Here is a 19,607-nt window from a genome sequence, read left to right on the forward strand (position 1 = left end):
AATCATGTTTTTTGAACTATTGCTTCTTTTTTAGAATTTTTGATGCTTTGTCTTTTAGAACCTTTTGACATTAACCAACTATCAAGCACTATTTTTTGAATACCTAATGTTACCAATATACTAATAGGAATAAGTACCAATACACCGGTCACACCGAACTGTTGATATCCTAAAAATCCCATCCCCCAACAAATAATAATCCATTGGATCACATAAATAGTGGTCACGCGTTTACTGCAATAGTAAAAAAACTCAAAAACCTTATTTTTCTTTATTCTAGTAACCAAGAGATTGGTTAGCCATAGTAACGTTAAATTAAAACCGGCTAAATAAATTGTCCCGCCAGGTCCTAAATGAAAATAATCTCCGAAATGATATGTAAAATTATAGATACACAGCCCTCCTCCTAAGAGCATTAATACAATCCCTGCAATCCCCATTCTGTTAAATAAATATCTATTGCTCTTATTTTGCTCTTTGTACCACATCCCAAAGAACATACCTATAAGGATAAAAGAAAACCAAGGAAATAAAGCAAAATAAACATTCCACTCTGCACCCCATAATAAATCTAAAATGTAATCAACACCTTTTATCCCTAATCGAAAACCATGTATTTCTTTTGAAAATACTGCTATAATTAATGCCAGTAAAACGGGTACAAATTTGTTTTTTGAAAATCGATTAATGATTCCCATAAATAGCAAAGAAACCCCTGCTAATTGTAAAATGTCACCTGTTCCTAGCATATATAACATATTATCTAGAGTCACTGGTTTTGTCCAGCCATAGGCCGCTATAAAATTATCGGGTACAGTATCCACCAAAACAGGTAAAATAAATTTCATGAAATTCATAAAATACCCTATCCCCAAAATATACAAGGCCCTTTTTATAGAAAGTATTATGCTTTGATTTCGCGATAAGGTAAATGACACCCCCATTGCTATTAAAAACATAGGAGTTCCTTTTCCTATAAGATGAATAATGGACCCCAACCATGTCTCGGATTGCGTGTGTATATCTCCATAAATCCAAAGTGTATGTACTATAACTACCATTAATACACTTATCCCACGTGCTAGGTCTATTGCTAATATTCGATTTGTTGTTTTATCCATTATTATTAATTTGTAACGTTCTGTTTTTTGTTAACAGCATCTTTTAATAAGGCCTCTAGCCTATACTCTGTTGCTTTTTTCCCTCCGTCAATGTGATTCCATCCAGGATACATAAAAATGTACTTAACTTTATCAGTCCATTTTGAAGCATTATTAATATCTCTCCAAAGTTCTGTCCATAATACTACTTGTATTTGCCATATACTTTTACTGTCTATGCTATCTCCCATAAGTCCGTATATTGGTTTATCACTATCTAATTCTTTTTGAAGAGTACCGAACATCCTATCCCAAATAGAAAATGTTTCTCCGTAATTTGTGTCAAGATATTTGTGATTTTTTGCATGATGTACTCTATGTAGAGAAGGAGTAATCAAAATATGCTCTAACCAAACATGTCTACCAACCAATTTTTCGCTTGCATGTTCATATAAACCATATAAAGCGGCGATTAATTCGATAATAAAAATCATAAAAGGATCAAAACCAAAAATTGGAAGCCATAAAACGGTATGCGGCATATGTAAGAAAATAAGAAAAGATCCTCTTACAGCCACGGTTAACTTCATCTCTTCTGCGGTATGATGTACACCATGTATGCACCAAAAAAAACGAACTTTATGCCCTATATAATGCAGTACATAAAACATAAAATCATATACAAAATAAGCTAAAACCCATATATACCAGTTATATCCTAATGTAAATAGACGATATTCATATACCCACATCATTGTTCCTAAAATTAGGACTTTACCAAAAAAAACATACGGTATAGTCTGTAATACGTATGACAAAATATTTACAAAACCTTCTTTATTACTTTCTATTTTTCTGGTAAAAAAAAGAATACTCCATTCTACAATAACTAATATTATAATAAGAACCCCTGAAACACTTTTAAACTTAGAGAACAGTAGCTGAATCCAGTCATTCATATCTATTATCGTTTTGTTTTTCTAAATTTTTAATTTCTCTCGTTAGTGACCGTTCGGATTGTCTTTTCATGTTCCTTAAAAGCTTTGGTAATTAGTTTTGTTAGTTTAGTTTTTTGCCTTTATCAATTTGCTGCTTTAAATTCTGATTATCTCTACCTTTAGAGCTTTTGAAATTCTTTTTCAACATTATTTGATAATTTATTTCTAAACTTTGCAATTGGATTCTTTAATGTCCCTACTAATTCAAGGCTTTCGATAGGATCAGTAAGATCTAGCATTTGTTTAGTATTCTTTAATTGTAATCTATTAAGACAACACCTATCAAACTCAGAAACAAAAAGATCATATCTCTCAAAGCTTGATTGCAATTGCGGATAACGGGCTTGATATGTATGAATACATTTTGCCACTTGCTCCCAAAATAAGTCTTCTGAATAGTCTAAGTTTTTTTCTAAAATCGAACTCATAAATCTGAAAAAACAATCAAATACATCTGTAAAAATCGTAAGAGTTTTCATTCTGTCTGAAGTTTCGGTATACAGTCGTTTTACCTTTGCCGGTAGGTCTAGTTCTGGATTAAAAACAATAACTTCTTCGGTTATATCTTTCATAAGAATTTTAACTGGAGTGTTATTTTCTAAGACCATGATTATATTTTCGCCATGAGGCATAAAAACAAACCCGTATGCGTAAAAACAATGTAATAATGGACTTAGATATGCATCCAAGTATTTTTGTAACCACATTGTTGTATTAAAAGGTGATGAGTTTATAAATGCTACCAGTAAAGAACCTTCATTTTTATCAGTGTGCAACAAAGCAGCCATAGTCATTAACTGTTGACTATTTGTAACTTTACAATGTGGGCTCTCTCTCCATAAAGCCGACAACATTTTGTTATGCGCATTTGTTTTACCAAGTACTTCGTAATAGGTATTTTGAAAACCTACAGTTGCAACCTCACCTAACATGCAAAAACCATTTTCAATCAAGTAATTATCATTTGCCAACAGCTTAGTAATCCAGTCGGTTATATGCGGAGTACTTTTCATATAATAAGGGGAAAGACCTCTCATAAAACCCATATTGAGAATGGATAGCGCGGTTTTTGTGTACATCTTCTTAGGGTTACTCACATTATACAATGTTCGTATCGACTGTTGAGCGGTGTACTTATCTTCACTCTCTCCTAAAAAAACAAGATTTTGATCTGCTATATCTGCAGAAAAAATTTGCAGAATTTTGTTATTCCATTGCCAGGGATGCACCGGAATAAATATATACGATTCAAAATCTAATCCTTTTGCTTCTAATTTTGAATTAAATCTTGCGATAGTACTCACACCAAGTTCTTTATGCATTAGTGATTTATATTCATATTTTTTTGTGGCTGTATATGTTGTTTTACTTTTATGTCCGGCAAGCCATATTAATTTAAATGGTTGATTAGTTTCTGGGGCATATTTCATATAGTCTTCGCCGGTAAATCCGATCCGACCATTATTAGCAACAAAACATGGGTGTCCCTCTGTCATTGCATGTTCTATTAGCTGAAAAGAACACTTTACTAATTCTTTAGATGAAAATTCTTGATTTTCTAATTTATATGCAGCACTAAAAAGTGTACTTGAAATTTCTTCCAAATAATTTGGCAATAAATGCTCGGATATTTTTAGTGTATTTCTGAACTCTACAATAAATTCAAAAGCATCTATTTTTTTTGACTTACCATTGTTATATTTTGTAATTGAACCTTCTTGAATATCCCAATGATCTAGAGATCTTATCTTTGCATTAAATTCATAGTATATTTCGGGGATATCGGCAACCAAACGATATGCATTAAAGTGCTCTCCCCTATTAATTTTTTTAGGAACCAATATAAGTTCATGGGCAAATTCGCCAATAGCTTTACAGACTAAGGCTATGTTGGCTTTTTTCCATATTTGGGGATTTAGATGGGTCATGGCAGATTGGGTATCGGTATTGGTGTTTAAGTTGGTTGGTAATAGTTTTGTGCGTAAATATCTTTTAGCTTCATTGAATTGTTTTCTATCGCAAAATGCTAACGCTGCTCGCTTTTCGGGTAATTCAATTTCTTTATGGTATGAGAAACCTGCTTTTTTATTTAAAACATGAATTTTTTTATTCGCAGTATCAGGTTCTACAACTATTCTATTGATATAAGGTTGAGAGAAAAAGTATTCTATTACTGTACTAAACACATTCCATGTAAAACCAGAGATTTTATGTTTAGGAGGAGCTACCAGAATGTGCATGCCGTAGTCTGAATCTTCTACATCATAATATTGAGATATTCGATCATTAGAAGCTTTATATTTTTCCATCAAGAAAATAGGTTCGTCGTTCCAGGTTCCGATAAAAACATCATAATTTTTAATGGAAACTAATTTTGCATATTCTGTCTGAACATCTTCAAGAGATTTGTTTTGCATTCCCCAATAGGAAGCATATGGCCTTGTTACCCAATCATGAATGATTTTAAGATCTCTTTCAAAATCAAGATGTCTTAAATAAATAGTGCCAAAATTGTCTATTGATCTAGAGTAAACCGCATTTGATATATTTAAAGTATCTTTCATTTTTACACAATCTTTATTAAGATATTACCTTTGTTTTGTCTCTTTTATATGCGGCAATAGGGTTTTTTAATTTGCCCATAAACTGCAATAAAGCTACTGGGTCGTCAAGGTCTATCATTTGTTTATTGTTGTTTAATTGAAGCCTATTTAAACAAGACAAATGAAAATCAGGAGCAAATAGATCATAGCGCTTAAATTTTTCTTCCTGTTCAGGGTAACGATCTTGATACTCATAAATATTTTCGGCTACTGTCTCCCAAAACTGTATTTCTGTAAAGTTTGCATGCTCAACTAAAATATGAGACATGAACCTAAAGAAGCCGTCAAAAATATCTGTGAATATTGAAAGTAGTTTTACATCTTCGGGCACAGATGCATACATTCTTTTTAAAGATTTTGGTAAAACAACTTCAGGATTAAGGATACAGGCCTCTTCAGTAATATCTTTTAATAATGCTTTTACCGGAACATGATTTTCTAATACCATGATTAGGTTTTCGCCATGTGGCATAAACACTAAGTCAAAATGATAAAAGCAATGTAGTAAGGGACTTAAATAAGCTTTAAAGTATTTGCTTAACCACCTTTTTGTAGATAATCCAGACTTCTTAATTATTTTTGGCAATAATGCTTCTCCACAATGATCTATATGTAAAAAGGCTGCCATTGTCATTAATTGTTGTTCATCTTTAATAAAATTTACTGGGCTTTCTCTCCATAATGATGCTAACATTTTATTATAATCATTATGCCCACCAAACTCTTCGAAATAAGGATTTACATAACTAATTGATGCAATCTCACCAAGCATTTTAAATCCTGTTTCCTCAATAAACGGATCATTATATAACAACTCATTTAACCAAATAGCCATCTTGGGTGCTGTACCTAAATAATACAATGGCAAGCCTCTCATAAATCCCATGTTTAAAATTGATAATGCAGTCTTGGTATAAAACTTATGTGGGTTTGTACTATTAAATAAAGTTCTTATTGATTGCTGTGCGAAATACTGATCCGGACCATACCCCAAACAAATAAGGTTTTCTGTCGCTATTTCTGGAGAAAATATATTTGCTAATTTATTAAACCATTGCCAAGGGTGCATTGGAATCAAAAAATAATCATCCGGGTTTAAACCTCTTTTCTTTATTATATTCTGAAATGTATTAATGGAATCACTATCTAATTCTTGTTCAATTAATTTTTGATATGGTAAATCTTTGGTTGCAGAATAAACGGTACAATTTTTATGCCCTGCTAACCATACGATAGAAAAGGAATTTCCTGCCTCTGGAGCATAAGCTCTATAGTCACTACTATCAAATCCAATACGGCCATTATTAGCAACAAATCCAGGATGCCCCTCCGTCATAGATTGTTCAATAGTTTGAAAATCTGCATTAACTAATTCGTTTACTTTTGGGTTTCCTTTTAGATACTTAAAAGCACTACCATATAATGTACTTATAACCTCCTCTAAATACACCGGCATTTGATCATTCTTAATACCAAGTTGTTTCCTGAATTCTTTTATAAATAAAACTCCATCTAGCTTTACAGATTCACTTTGTTCATATTTTTTAATTGATGATTGATCTATCCATAGGTGATTTAATGCCAATGGTTTTGCAAGAAATTGATAGTGTATTGTAGGAACATCAGATTTTAAAACATAACTATTCCAACCTCCTTCTAGTGTATCTAAAATCTCAGGTTTGATAAGCAATTCATGATTGAATTCACAAATTGCTTTAGTGATAAATAATGTATTTACTTTTACCCATACTTCTGGTTGCAAATGGGCAATAGATTGTTGAGGAGAAACTGAATTATCTAAGGTATTCATTGCACTTCTTTTATTGATTTGTGGTACTACTATGTGTTTTTTATATTGCTCTCTTGACAAAAAAGCCAATTGTGCAGTTTTATGTGGTAACTCGACTATTTTATCTAACCGAAATCCTATTCGTTGGCATAAGGCAAACATCTTTTTGTTTCTTATATCAGGCTCAATTAATATTCTATTTATATTTAAATCTTTAAACACAAAATCCATTATTGTATTAAATAAATACCAAGTAAAATTTGGTATTTGAACTACTGGAGGGGCTACTATAATATGAACCCCACAATCATCATTTTGAGGTTTATAGAAGTTTTTGATATCATCTTGTTGTGGATCGTATCGTTCTAATAAAAAAACGGGTTGATCTTTATAAACTCCTATAAATACATCATAATGGTCAGGTTGCATTAACTTGGCATACTCAAGTTCTACTTCTTGTAATGAAAAACCTTGCATTCCCCAAAAAATGGCATAATCCATATTAACCCATTGGTGTAATAAACTACTATCATCAGTTATCCTAAACCGTCTTATTTTTATTTCTCCTAAACCTTCAATAGATTTAGAAAACAAATACTGTTTGTTAGTAGTTATATTTTTGTGGTTAAACTCTGTCATGAATCTCATGTTTTTACCAATCTTTTTACGGCTAGTTTCATTTCTAAATTGAAGAGCAAATAGTAAAGTACCAAAGTGACAACAAAACCAGCTAAAGCAATAAAAAATGGAATCTTTAATCCTTGGTTTTCGACTACTATTCCAACAAAAAAGGATGATACTAGGACCCCAAAGTTTTGGAAAAAATGAACTTTACTATAGTCAATTGCGTATGATTCTGGGGTACTAAATTTAAATAGCAAAACATCAAATTTTACTACCCCTTGAAAAATGGCCCAGCCATATATAATCCTACCTATAATTACAACACTTAAAACAGGTGTACCTTGCAATAACAATCCCAAAACACCTAGTAGTAATATGGAAATAACACCTTGAAATCCATTATTTCCTGATTTTTTTTTCGAATTTACCCACAGGGCTATAAGTGCTACAAATCCTGGAATTGCATACATTGTTCCTGAAAGAAATTTTGAATCGTATCCTGAAATATTCTCCCAATAGCTTGCAAAAAAAGGGCGAATTAGAAAATCACTGAAATAGAGAATCATGGTTATAACACCTATTTTAAGTATGAATCCTTTTGGTATTTTTCTTGTCTTATGCGGAGCATGATCTTCATGTACAGGAATAGGTTTTGCAGTATGATACTCTTTACTAGTTAACATATAATAACTCATCCCCATTTGGATAAAGTCACCCGCTGCCATAATTAAAAAAATATAACTAGCATTTACTAAATCCACCGTTAACCCCCCAATAACTGCACCCAAAATACCCCCTAAATGCACCACAACAGACAATAATCCAATTGTATCTGGATGTTCTTTTTTGGTGATAATTTTCAAGATATATGGATACACTAACAAATAGCTGCCTTTAAATAAAATCATAACTAAGGATATGATCCAAAAGTTGATGTATGAAGTTGTCCAATAACAACAGAGTGCTAACATTCCTGCAATGCATTGCGTATATACTAAGATCCTTAGTTCTTCTATCCTTTTAGAAATGTAGGCCCAAATCGGAAATGCAATCATTACCATAAAACAAATGGCTGCAAAATAATACCCCACATACTTAGGGTTTGAAACACCAAAACGAGTTTCAAAAAATTCTGGATAGAAAGGATGAAGTAAATAATCACTTACTACTGCTACTAATGTCATAATGATTAGAAATCGTTTCATACAACAGCGTGTTCTACCTTTATTTCTTCCTCTTTTGTAACTTCAAATTGTTGAAAAGCAATTCGTTTTTCGATTGGATAATATTCTTTTCCTGTAAGTTCTTTAATGATATATGAATTACGATAACAAGCCATTCCTAAATCAGGAGTAACAAATCCGTGGGTGTGTAGTTCTACGTTTTGCACAAAAATATCCGTACCCTTATGATCAATCGCATAGTTACGATGTACATCAAACCTTCCTTTTTTATCCCTGGCAATACGATCTGTTATCCCTTGAGTAAACTGAGGTTCTTGATATTCATATCCAGTGGCTAATACGAGACTTTCAGTTTCATGACGGTAATATTTGTCTTCTTCATGTTGATGTACTTCTAAATGAAAATTCTCTGAAGTATCATCATATGTAGCTTTTTGCAATTCAGAATTCGTTCTAAGGTTAATGTTTACCTTAGTCATAAGCTGCTTGGTGTATATCAAATCAAAAATATTAGCAATTAAATCCTGATTTATGCCTTTATATAGATGTTTTTGATTTTTAATAAGGCCATCACGTTTTTCAGCAGGTAAACTATAGAAGTAATCCACATACTCAGGAGATGTCATCTCTAAAGTCAGTTTTGCATATTCTAAAGGAAAAAACCGAGGAGATCGTGTGATCCAATTTAATTCGTACCCTTTATTATCAATATCTTGAAGCAAGTCATAAAATATCTCAGCAGCACTTTGGCCGCTGCCCATAACAGTAATTGATTTTTTAGACTGTAGGCTTGCTTTATGATTAAGGTAAGATGAAGAATGAATTGCTTTTCCTTTTAAATCTCTACAACAACTTGGCACTATGGGCTGCGTTCCTGTCCCTAATACTAACTTACGTGTTTTATATACTTTTTGTTCATTAGTTTTTGTACATCTTGAAAACACTACGTAATACTCTTCTTCTTCATTATATACTATTTCTGTGACTTCTGTCTGAAAATAAACATTAGATAATTTCTGGATTGCCCATTGACAGTAATGATTATATTCATTTCGAAGTAATAAGAAGTTTTCTCGTATGTAAAAGGAGTAAATTCGTCCTTGTTCTTTACTATAATTTAGAAAACTATATGGATTTGTTGGATCAGCGAGAGTAACTAAATCTGCCATAAATGGGATTTGCAAGGTGGTATCTTCTAGTAACATGCCAGGATGCCAATCAAATTTTTCTTTTTTATCTAGGAAAATCCCGTTTACATCGGTAATTGTATCTGTTAAACATGCTAAACCTAAATTAAAAGGTCCTACTCCAATAGCTATAAAGTCTAATATTGTTTCTTTTTTCAGTTTCATAATCCAATTAGTTACTTGATTTATAATTATTACCGGTTTCCTTAATCATTGCAATGATGCTTAATAAGTCATTTATAGTACTCTTAGGGTTGAGTAATGTAAATTTCAAGTAAGTTTTATCATTTAATTTTGTACTTGCAATAGAGGCTTGACCTGATTTAAACAATGTATTTTTGATGTATAGATTTATCGTATTATGAATTGTATCTTCTTCTACTCCATTTGCTTTATATCGAAAAACTAGTGTGCTTAGTTCTGGTTTATGAGCGATTTCAAAGTTATCGTCATCTTTAATACTATGGTATAGATCTAATGCGAGCCAATGTACTTTTTCAAGAAAAGAACCAATAGTTTTTTCGGTCGTCATCTTTAACGTAAACCATAATTTTAGTGCATCGAATCTACGGGTAGTCTGAATTGATTTTTCGATTAGGTTTGGGCACTCTTCATCTCTATGTTCTAAAGGATTTAGATAATCGGCATAATAGGATATGTACTTAAAGTGTTTAGTATCTCTTGTTAAAAAAGCACTAGAACAAACGGGTTGAAACATTGTTTTATGAAAATCAATCGTAATGGAGTCTGCCAATTCAATTCCATTAAATAGATGCTTATGAGTATCGGTAAGTACATAACAGCCACCATAAGCACCATCTACATGAAACCAGATGTCGTATTCTTTTGCAATTTTCGAAATAGTAGATAAGGGGTCAAAGCTTCCAAAATCCGTTGTTCCTGCTGTACCTATAATTGCAATTGGAATATTACCTAATTGTTTTTCTTTTTCTATTGCCTGTACTAAAGCATTGGGCTTCATTTTCATTCGTTCATCGGTTGCAATAGGAATTACAGCATCATACCCCATCCCCATAAGGGCTGCATTTTTTTTAATACTAAAATGTGATTTTTCTGAGCAAAAGAATCGAAATTTACCGACAACATCTGACCATCCGTTTTCTTTAAGGTTTAGTCCATAATGCTTAAAAGCGTAGTGATCTCTTGCCATGAGCAATGCCATAAAGTTCGATTGGGTTCCGCCACTGGTAAATACTCCATCTGATGAAGAAGGCAACCCCATTTTAGAAGTAATCCACCTAATCATTTCCTGTTCAATTAATGTGGCCGAGGTACTTTGATCCCACGTTTCAACAGCTGTGTTAACCGAAGATGCTATAAAATCTCCTATTAACGCAGGAAGAAGAACTGGACAATTTAGGTGTGCAACATAATTTGGATGATGAAATGCGATTGTATGATCAAGATACAGTTCTTTAATTTCTAAAAGTGCTTCATCTATTGATAACTTAATGTTAGCATCTGCCTTAATTAAATCTACTTTAGACCTTAAATTACTTGGTGATTCACCACTAAAGAATTTATTGGTATTCAAAAAAGAAGATACATACTGAATTGCCTTCTGAGCATATTCTTCATAGGTGTATTTGGAATGCGCATCGAAAAAGTGATCAATGTCAACATTGGATATTAAGTCAGTTTGAGTTTCTAGGAGCATATTTTTTATTTTTATTTGATCTAAATAAGCTTTGCGAAAATAGAACCTTATAAAAATAAAATGATGACGTATCTAGGATAAAAAATGACGTAGAAATGAATTTAGGAGTTTCTTATACTAAAATTTATAAATCATCTTTTTTTAAAAACAATTAAGAACAAATCTCTATTTGTTCATTTTTATTAGGGGTAAAAACCTGATATAAAGTCCGAAATCTTTGAAATTCAAAGATTTCGGACTTTTAAAATGTAGCTGCATATACTTTTGAGCCAATTCTAAAAAAATAAAAACATGAGAACACCAATCAACTTAAAAAAATACTTCTTTGTATTTCTAGCTTCATTCATCTTTTATGCCTGCGAACATGATGCTACCTTAGAGGAGCAATCACCAGTAACCCAAGAGCTAACTGATCAAAACAAAGCTTCTGTATCTGCTTTGTATGCTAATTTTGTTACGGTTTTAAGAGATATTGAAGATCCTGATATCATGAGTTACTCAGAATTTGAAAAAAGCCTTAGAAATACTAATGATAGAGAGAGAGCTTTACTTGAAGAAGAAATAAAAGAAGGCTTAAGAGGTATCGACCCAAAAACAAATTTCGAAGATGATTATGCAAAAGCAGGAAGCAACTGTAAATCAAATGTCGTAAGCCGATTAACGCATTCAAGAATTAAGGCACTTGGAAGATCCAGAGCTAGAATGTCTTGGTCAAAGAAAGCACGGCAAAAATATGGGTGGAAGTATAGAAAATGGTCTAAAGCTAAAGATAAAGGCTATTACTTTTATACCGATGGTACAGACTATTTACTATGGAAATATCGTGCCTATGGCAAACCATGTAAATAATAATGTTGAGTTAAAAATCATACAAGGTTCTCTATTTATTGAGAACCTTGTATGATTTTAGTATGTTTTTAATTTGTCTTAATTAACTGCTTTGTTGAAACTTTGCCATCAATATTGATTCTAACAATATATACTCCTTTACTAAGATTAGAAAGTATTACAGGCTTATTTCTATTAATCATAGTAACAGGTACTATCTCATGTCCCAAAGTGTCAAAAATGGTAATACTTGCATCTTTACCTACAAAATCTAAGCTAATCTCATTTGTAAAAGGGTTAGGGTAAATTACCCATTCTTGTTTTTTAGCCTTGTTGGCATCAATCTCATTCAACATCTTAGCACTGCTACTAACTTTGAGCCAATTAATATTCCAACCTCCAGTTATTGCCTTGATTGCGATCTCTTGCTGTCCTGCATCTAATGTAACCACATGTGCAATTGTAGTCCAGTTCTGCCATCCTCCGGTATTAGGCACTGTACGTGTTCCAAAAACTGAAGCTCCTCCCGCTTGTTCTAATTGGATCATTCCAGTACTATTTGGACTTGCTACCCGATATTCAACAGTATATGATCCACGTACAGGAATATTGATATCCCAAACTAACCAATCATCTTTATCAATATATCCAACATTTTGTCCTCCTTCTGAACAATTTTCATTCTGAACACCAGACATATAAAGATAGTTTTCTGCTTCAATTACCTGACTATATCCTCCCGTGCTGGCTTTAGAAATGATAATAGAAGTTACTTGATCATTAAAGCCATCATCAACAAGACAATTTGTATCTCCTGTTTTTACAATTGAAGTGCCTGTAAAATTATCATCGAAATATAGTATAGCTTGATACCCAACTTGTACTTTTACTGAAGATATATCATCATCTCCCACTCCTAATGCTAGTAACTGACTTCTTGTATACCTACCCTCATCTAATCCTACAGCATATCCACCATACGAGCAATGTTGATATATCGTAGCTACTCCTGTTGGGGGGTTAGGATCTGTACTTCCAATAAGACCACCTATAGTTATTTTTATATTCTCAGGCTTTGGCGTATGTATTGTTGCTGATTGATTATACACATCATCATAGGCAAACGTATATGTTTGACTTTCAAAACTAATATCGGTCTGATGAAAAAATTTAGAATACCAATTGTATGGCCATGTTTGATAATATTTGGACGTATCCCCAAAATCTTGCAATACTCCAGATGGTACATTAAGATCAACTGCATGTCGCGTGATCGCCGCTACCATTTGTGATTGTACTACCAAATCCCATCGTTGTCCTGAGGCCATTACCCCGCTTCCTTCCATTGCCTCGATTGTCGTTGGTTTTCCTGAAATAGTACCGATCTGACCATCACTATCCCGTCTAAACACAAATCGATTGCCTTCTTCTACTTTTCCTCTCCAAATACCAGCATCTGATGTAAAAGCAAGTTCTTGATTTGAATACTTAGACCAAATATCATTAATATAACCATCCATAAAGTTTTTAGGAAACGTTTCTACTTTTGTTGGAAAATGAATTATGCTTTCTGACGGATTTAATAGGCTTTTAAAATCACTAGGGGCAGATTCTTGCCACTGATTTAAAATATCATTGTGTTTCTTTAATTCTCCTACTTTTTTATAAAAATTATCTCCCCAAACTTCAAGCCCCATAGGATATTGATAAGAATCTACTCTAGATGTATTACACCAAAGACCTATATCATTATACGTAAGCTCGATTAATTCGAATTTGATTCCTTGATTCGGATCTGTTGGATTTGCAAGATTCGGAGCAGAATATCCACTAGGAGCGCCTGAATGTCCAAAAAAGTAAAGATATAATTGGTCTTTAAATGAAATCATAATTCGACACCCTGCAATCTTAGGAATCTGGACTGTTTTATTTGGAATATCACTTAATCGACGAAAACAATTGGCATATTTTCCATTCTCTCCTGGACCTTGATTACCATCAATTACAGGTCCCTGAACAGTATTATCAGATCTATCCATTCGATTTACTTGCCCAGTAGCGGCATCAACCCACACATGACCGTCTGTTATTCCCACAATAGCGACATACAGTTCGTCGTCTGAGTATTCTGAATTATTAATAATTTCATAAGGTAAAGTTTGTGCCTGAAGTACGGTCCCAAATGAAATCAGTAATCCGATTAATACTATTATTATAGTATTCTTTTCAATGGTATTATAATTGGTTTTCATTTTCTTGCATTTTAAATTTATGTTGATTGGTTTTAAGATCTAAGTGTCTGCACTTATTAATAGAATAAATGAGAGATTTTTATTACAAATAGAAATTATTTCTTAACTATTCTCTTTATTTCTTTAAGTCCATCTATTTCTATCGTAATTAGATACACTCCTTTTTTAAGACTAGAAAGGTTAATTGTTTTTCCAGATGCAATATTTTTTGAAGGAATCATAGTATGGCCCAAGTTATCATGAATAACAATATTTGCCGTATTTGCATTAAAGTCTAATTGAATCACATCTGTAAAAGGATTTGGGTATACCGAAGTAGTACTTAGTTTCTTTTCTTCTTGAGTTAATTTTTGATTGTGGATTGAAATTGAATCAAAAGTTTTCTTATTGGTTTCTTTTGTTATTTTTATCCAATTCACATTAAACCCTCCAGAAACTGCATATATCCCCAAAGGATAGGTACCAGCATTTATCATAACTGAATGAGAAATCGTTATCCAATTTTGCCATCCTCCCGTATTTGGAATATTGAGTTGTCCCAAAACAGTTGTTCCTGCATTAATATCAGTTGATAATCTCCCTCCATTGATAGCACTTGCCACGCGATACTCAATATTATAACTTCCAGAAGTAGGGAAATTAATGTCGTTATATGCCATCCAATCTCCGGTATCAATATACCCAACATTTTGACCGCCCTCTGAGCAATTTTCGTTTTGAACACCGGACATAGAGGTATAATTTTCTGCTTCGATTACTTGGCTAGACCCATTATCTCCCAATTTAGAAACAATAATAGAAGTAACTTGATCATTAAACCCGTTGTTCACAAGACAATTAATATTACCTGTTTTTATAATTGACTTTCCCGAAAAATTATCATCAAAGTATAACGTAGCTTGATATCCCGATTTCACTTTTACTGAAGAAATATCATTATCTATTGCTCCTAACCCAATTAATTGATCTCTCGTATAGTTGCCTTTTTCTAAACTTACAGCATATCCTCCATAAGAGCAATGTTGGTAAATAGTAGCTGCTCCTGTTGAAGGAGGGTTATCTTTAACTTGATAAACGCGTACATAATCTACTGCCATGCGAGCAGGTAATTTGCCATCATCAATCGAAAATCCGGGCCAGTTACCACCAACTGCTAAATTGAGTAATAAAAAATATTCATTCTGAAATTCACTTGTCCCATTAATACCATTACTGATATTAACTTCATGATATTGATTTCCATCAATAAACCATTTAATCTCATTTTCGTTCCACTCTATAGCATATACATGATAATTATTTACGTTCACAGCAGTATGTCCTCCATAATTAGCATAATTACCATTATTATCCTGCCAATGTATTGTACCATGAACATCGGGTGAGTTATTTATGTGTTCCATTATATCTATTTCTCCACAAGCTGGCCAACCTACAGATGAAATATTACTACCAAGCATCCAAAACGCGGGCCATAAGCCTTGTCCTGATGGCAAAGCTATTCTTGCTTCTATTTTACCATATCTAAACCTTTTTTTACCTTGCGTTTTCATTCTGGCAGAAGTATATTTATATCCACCAAAATTTTCTTTTTTAGCGGTAATGATAAGATTACCATTCTCTACAGTTGCATTTTCTCTTCGATAATATTGTAATTCATTATTACCCCATCCGGATGAACCATTTCCGGTCTCAAAGACCCAATCTGGACTGATTCCATTAGTAAATTCGTCTTGCCAAACCAGATCCCAATTTTGAGACCTAACATTAGAATGTAGTGTTAAAAAAAAACTAATAAAGAATAAAATTTTAATTGCTTTCATATGAATTGTGTGATTAAGTTAGTTACGTTAAGGGTATTATTGTCCGGTGTCAAATTGTACTTTTGCATCCAGAGTTCTTAAAAAAAATGAATTAAGATCGTTTTGATTCTCTCTTTATATCAAAAAAAGATGTTGAATAATTCTTTCTTGAGATGTTGATCTTTTTCTCAAATTATTCAGCATTTAAATCTCCTAATTAAGGGTTTTAACAAATTTAGGGAAGAAGAATATGCCTACATTAAAACCTACCACAACAAAAAATATACAAAACAAGAAAAGAAAAATGTATATCTAAATCGTTTTCAAAAACAAGCGTTAAAAAAATGATAATCAAACAATTAATCCATTCTTAAGATAATAGACTGTATTGGTTGACATTACATTTGTATAGGTAATGTTGTGGTAATTTTTGCATTTTATAATTTACTTGCTGTATCATAAAATTTTCCAACTTAATTTATTTCCAAATTTTGGCTTTTATCATCAATATTAAGTTGTTCAGCTAATTTTATAATCTATATTGTTTTGTAATTCTGATATTAAAGCCATCACGATAGTATATCAATTTTTACTCGATATACTAAACTAATTCTTTTGGTTGTTATACTTAACCCTAATATCTACTCATATGTATTTTAAAACCTTGAGCTACCAAAAAAAGATACACCTATTCTATTTACTACTACTTTCAACAATTGCGTCATCTCAAGAATTGCCGCCAATAGCACATTATTTACCAGAAAATTATCTTGCAGAAGCCCAAAACTGGTCTATCTCTCAAGCAAGTAATAAATTTATCTATGTGGCCAATACTATTGGGTTATTAGAATTTAATGGATCTCATTGGAATGTATACCCTACGCCAAATAAAACCGCAATGAGATCTGTAAATGCAGTTAATGATCGTATATATACAGGTTGTTATATGAATTTTGGTTTTTGGAAAAAAAACGATTTAGGAACATTAGAATACACCTCTTTAAGTGATCCTATAAAAGAAAAGTTAATTGAAGATGAAGAGTTTTGGCATATAGTTCATCAGGAAAATTGGGTTCTATTTCAATCCCTTCATAGCATCTATATATATAATATCGATACTAAAAAAACTAACATCATCTCTTCTGAAACTGGTATTCTAGGTATTTTTAATGTTAGTGGTGCAATCTATTATCAAGATAAAAACCAGGGAATCTTTAAAATAGAAAAAGGAAAGGCTAAACTCTTAACAAAATTTTCGCCAATTAAAAATGATAAAGTAATCCATATCGCTAATACTAATGATGGAGTTCTTATACTTACTAGTCTTCATGGATTTTACAAGTATTCAGATAAGGTCATCAAAAAATGGAAAACTCCTGTAGACAGTTTACTAAAAAAAAGTAAAATATATAGCAGTATACAGTTAAAAGATAAAAGTTTTATTATTGGTACAATAGCCAAAGGAATTATTCATATTTCTGAAAAAGGAGATTTAATATACCAAATTGATCAAAGTAAAGGTCTAAATAACAATACAATATTATCAATTTTTGAAGATGTTGAAAATAACATTTGGCTAGGTCTTGATAATGGTATTAATTGTATAAATATTAATTCCCCAATTCGTCTTTTTAATAATGATAAAGGTACTATTGGAACAGTGTATGTTTCGAGTGTTTTTAAAAATTTTCTTTACTTAGGAACTAATCAAGGTGTTTTTTACAAAAAAATAGACAAAGAAGAGCCATTTAAGTTTGTAGAAGGTACAAATGGTCAAGTTTGGTCTCTTTTTGTGTATGATGACAAATTATTTTGTGGTCATGATTCAGGTACTTTTCTTATCCATAACAATACTTCAGAATTGATTTCTCCAGTTTCGGGGGGATGGAATTTCAAAACTATCCAAGAGTTTCCTCAATATTTAATGCAAGGTACATATACTGGACTTTATCTGTTGGAAAAGAAAAACAAAACATGGAAACTGAAACAGAAAATTAAAGGAATTGATTACTCCTCAAGATATTTAGAAATTTCTAAAAATACTGTTTGGATTAATCACGAACATAAAGGTCTCTTTAAAGCCAATATTAACGAACAATTCACCGAACTACAAGAAGTAACTAATGATTTTTTGATAGAAAGAGGACTAAATTCTAGCATCACCAAGTACAAAGAAAATATCATCTATTCTAACCAACAACAATTAACATTTTATGATAAAAAAAATAAAACCTTTGTAGAAGAAAACCCTATAAATAAAGTTCTGGATGGTAAAAACTATAAGATTGGTAAACTAATAAAAGACAATACCGATGGGTTATGGGGTTTTTCTAAAGAAAATATAAGTCATATCAGACAAAGTCAATTTTCTGGTGAATTAAGAATCATTAAAATACCTATTCCTAGATTTTTAAGAAAAGAAACTGTTGGTTTTGAAAATGTAGCACACATTTATGACACCAAGTACTTACTAGGACGAACTAATGGATACATGACATTGGATCTATCTGAGATCAACCCTAAAGCATATACCATTTTACTGGATAAAATAAGTATAAAAAGCAAAGACACTTCTTTTAAGGCCATATCATTGTCACAAAAATCACCTCAGTTTAAGTATAAGCTAAATACAATCGCTTTCTCATATACAATTCCTGAGTATAATAAATACGTTATCTCTAAATTTCAATATAAGCTAGATGGATTCTACAATAATTGGAGCAACTGGACCACTGATTCAAAAGTTATTTTTGAAAACCTACCTTTTGGAGAATATACCTTTATGGTTAGATCTAAAACAGGTAATACCTTAAGCAAAAATATCTTAGAATATAAGTTTAGGATCGATAGACCATGGTATTTTACGAAGTTAGCTATTGCTATCTATATTTTATCATTGCTTATTTTGTTGCTATTAGTTCATGATTTATACAAACGATATTATACAAAACAAAAGTTAAAATTGGTTACCGAAAATAAAAAACAATTTGCACTTAAAGAACTAGAAAATGAAAGAGAGATCATGAAACTGAATAATGAAAAATTGATCCAAGATTTAGAAAGTAAAAATCGTGAACTTGCAACATCTACAATGAGTATTATTAAGAAAAATGAAATTTTAAATACTATAAAAAAAGAACTCAAAAAGTTTACACTTGAAGATGGAAATTTTAAAAATGTAGAAAAAATCATTGACAAACACCTCAACAATAAAGATGATTGGAAACATTTTGAAGAAGCCTTTAATAATGTGGATAAAAACTTCTTGAAAAAGCTAAAATCAAAACATTCAAAATTAACTCCACATGATCTGCGATTTTGTGCTTATTTAAGGCTTAACTTATCTTCTAAAGAAATTGCTCCTTTACTAAACATCTCTGTGCGCAGTGTCGAGATTAAACGATATAGACTAAGAAAAAAACTTTCTTTGGAACATAAACAAAGTTTAGTAAGCTACATTCTTGAAATTTAGCTTGAGCTCGCTAAAAAACCATTGGATTTACTTTAGCTTCAGCTCGTCGTATAACATAATCATCATTTTTGCCACTTATCGATCAAATAT

11 protein-coding genes are annotated in these 19,607 nt (G+C 31.9%); 2 read left to right on the plus strand and 9 right to left on the minus strand.

The features are described from left to right. Positions 1–2 precede the first annotated feature (2 nt). The 7 genes from AWE51_RS00840 to AWE51_RS00870 all read right to left on the minus strand — a co-directional run bounded on the left by AWE51_RS00840 (position 3) and on the right by AWE51_RS00870 (position 11,163). Positions 3–1,121: a heparan-alpha-glucosaminide N-acetyltransferase domain-containing protein gene (locus AWE51_RS00840; RefSeq protein WP_066308145.1), complete on the minus strand. Its 1,119-nt coding sequence runs from the start codon at positions 1,119–1,121 to the stop codon at positions 3–5. Positions 1,122–1,126: 5 nt separating this feature from the next. Beyond that, entirely contained in the window at positions 1,127–2,059 is a 933-nt protein-coding gene (locus tag AWE51_RS00845; protein ID WP_066308150.1) for a sterol desaturase family protein, read from the minus strand. A 158-nt stretch (positions 2,060–2,217) separates the two neighbouring features. Further along, positions 2,218–4,662: a GNAT family N-acetyltransferase gene (locus AWE51_RS00850; RefSeq protein WP_066308152.1), complete on the minus strand. Its 2,445-nt coding sequence runs from the start codon at positions 4,660–4,662 to the stop codon at positions 2,218–2,220. 16 nt (positions 4,663–4,678) lie between these two features. Beyond that, on the minus strand, positions 4,679–7,129 hold the full coding sequence (locus tag AWE51_RS00855) for a GNAT family N-acetyltransferase (protein ID WP_066308154.1): 2,451 nt from the start codon (positions 7,127–7,129) through the stop codon (positions 4,679–4,681). A gap of 5 nt (positions 7,130–7,134) precedes the next feature. After that, positions 7,135–8,319 carry an MFS transporter gene (locus AWE51_RS00860; protein WP_232517317.1) on the minus strand — a complete coding sequence of 395 codons (1,185 nt, stop codon included), beginning with the start codon at positions 8,317–8,319 and terminating at the stop codon, positions 7,135–7,137. Further along, on the minus strand, positions 8,316–9,650 hold the full coding sequence (locus AWE51_RS00865) for a lysine N(6)-hydroxylase/L-ornithine N(5)-oxygenase family protein (protein ID WP_066308157.1): 1,335 nt from the start codon (positions 9,648–9,650) through the stop codon (positions 8,316–8,318). Before AWE51_RS00865 ends, AWE51_RS00860 begins: the two co-directional genes overlap by 4 nt. 7 nt (positions 9,651–9,657) lie before the next feature. Further along, entirely contained in the window at positions 9,658–11,163 is a 1,506-nt protein-coding gene (locus AWE51_RS00870) for a pyridoxal phosphate-dependent decarboxylase family protein (RefSeq protein WP_066308160.1), read from the minus strand. A gap of 291 nt (positions 11,164–11,454) precedes the next feature. On the opposite strand from AWE51_RS00870, the gene AWE51_RS00875 reads away from it, so the two are divergent. After that, a complete protein-coding gene (locus AWE51_RS00875) occupies positions 11,455–12,012 on the plus strand; it encodes a hypothetical protein (RefSeq protein ID WP_066308162.1) in 558 nt (185 codons plus the stop codon). A gap of 68 nt (positions 12,013–12,080) precedes the next feature. Here AWE51_RS00875 and AWE51_RS00880 read toward each other — a convergent pair whose 3' ends face one another. After that, positions 12,081–14,243: a beta-1,3-glucanase family protein gene (locus AWE51_RS00880; protein WP_066308164.1), complete on the minus strand. Its 2,163-nt coding sequence runs from the start codon at positions 14,241–14,243 to the stop codon at positions 12,081–12,083. A 95-nt stretch (positions 14,244–14,338) separates the two neighbouring features. Continuing rightward, complete coding sequence (locus tag AWE51_RS25990) at positions 14,339–16,066, minus strand: carbohydrate-binding protein (RefSeq protein WP_082832260.1); 1,728 nt, start codon at positions 16,064–16,066, stop codon at positions 14,339–14,341. A 643-nt stretch (positions 16,067–16,709) separates the two neighbouring features. On the opposite strand from AWE51_RS25990, the gene AWE51_RS00890 reads away from it, so the two are divergent. Next, positions 16,710–19,517 carry a helix-turn-helix and ligand-binding sensor domain-containing protein gene (locus AWE51_RS00890; protein ID WP_198403781.1) on the plus strand — a complete coding sequence of 936 codons (2,808 nt, stop codon included), beginning with the start codon at positions 16,710–16,712 and terminating at the stop codon, positions 19,515–19,517. Positions 19,518–19,607 lie beyond the last annotated feature (90 nt).

It is taken from the genome of Aquimarina aggregata, assembly GCF_001632745.1.
Classification (GTDB): domain Bacteria; phylum Bacteroidota; class Bacteroidia; order Flavobacteriales; family Flavobacteriaceae; genus Aquimarina; species Aquimarina aggregata.

Excerpts from the sequence above, each read along its gene's own strand:
- AWE51_RS00840 (WP_066308145.1), bottom strand. The coding sequence starts at position 1,121 with ATGGATAAAACAACAAATCGAATATTAGCAATAGACCTAGCACGTGGG.
- AWE51_RS00875 (WP_066308162.1), top strand. The coding sequence starts at position 11,455 with ATGAGAACACCAATCAACTTAAAAAAATACTTCTTTGTATTTCTAGCT.
- AWE51_RS00850 (WP_066308152.1), bottom strand. The coding sequence starts at position 4,662 with ATGAAAGATACTTTAAATATATCAAATGCGGTTTACTCTAGATCAATA.
- AWE51_RS00860 (WP_232517317.1), bottom strand. The coding sequence starts at position 8,319 with ATGAAACGATTTCTAATCATTATGACATTAGTAGCAGTAGTAAGTGAT.
- AWE51_RS25990 (WP_082832260.1), bottom strand. The coding sequence starts at position 16,066 with ATGAAAGCAATTAAAATTTTATTCTTTATTAGTTTTTTTTTAACACTA.
- AWE51_RS00880 (WP_066308164.1), bottom strand. The coding sequence starts at position 14,243 with ATGAAAACCAATTATAATACCATTGAAAAGAATACTATAATAATAGTA.
- AWE51_RS00845 (WP_066308150.1), bottom strand. The coding sequence starts at position 2,059 with ATGAATGACTGGATTCAGCTACTGTTCTCTAAGTTTAAAAGTGTTTCA.
- AWE51_RS00870 (WP_066308160.1), bottom strand. The coding sequence starts at position 11,163 with ATGCTCCTAGAAACTCAAACTGACTTAATATCCAATGTTGACATTGAT.
- AWE51_RS00855 (WP_066308154.1), bottom strand. The coding sequence starts at position 7,129 with ATGACAGAGTTTAACCACAAAAATATAACTACTAACAAACAGTATTTG.
- AWE51_RS00865 (WP_066308157.1), bottom strand. The coding sequence starts at position 9,650 with ATGAAACTGAAAAAAGAAACAATATTAGACTTTATAGCTATTGGAGTA.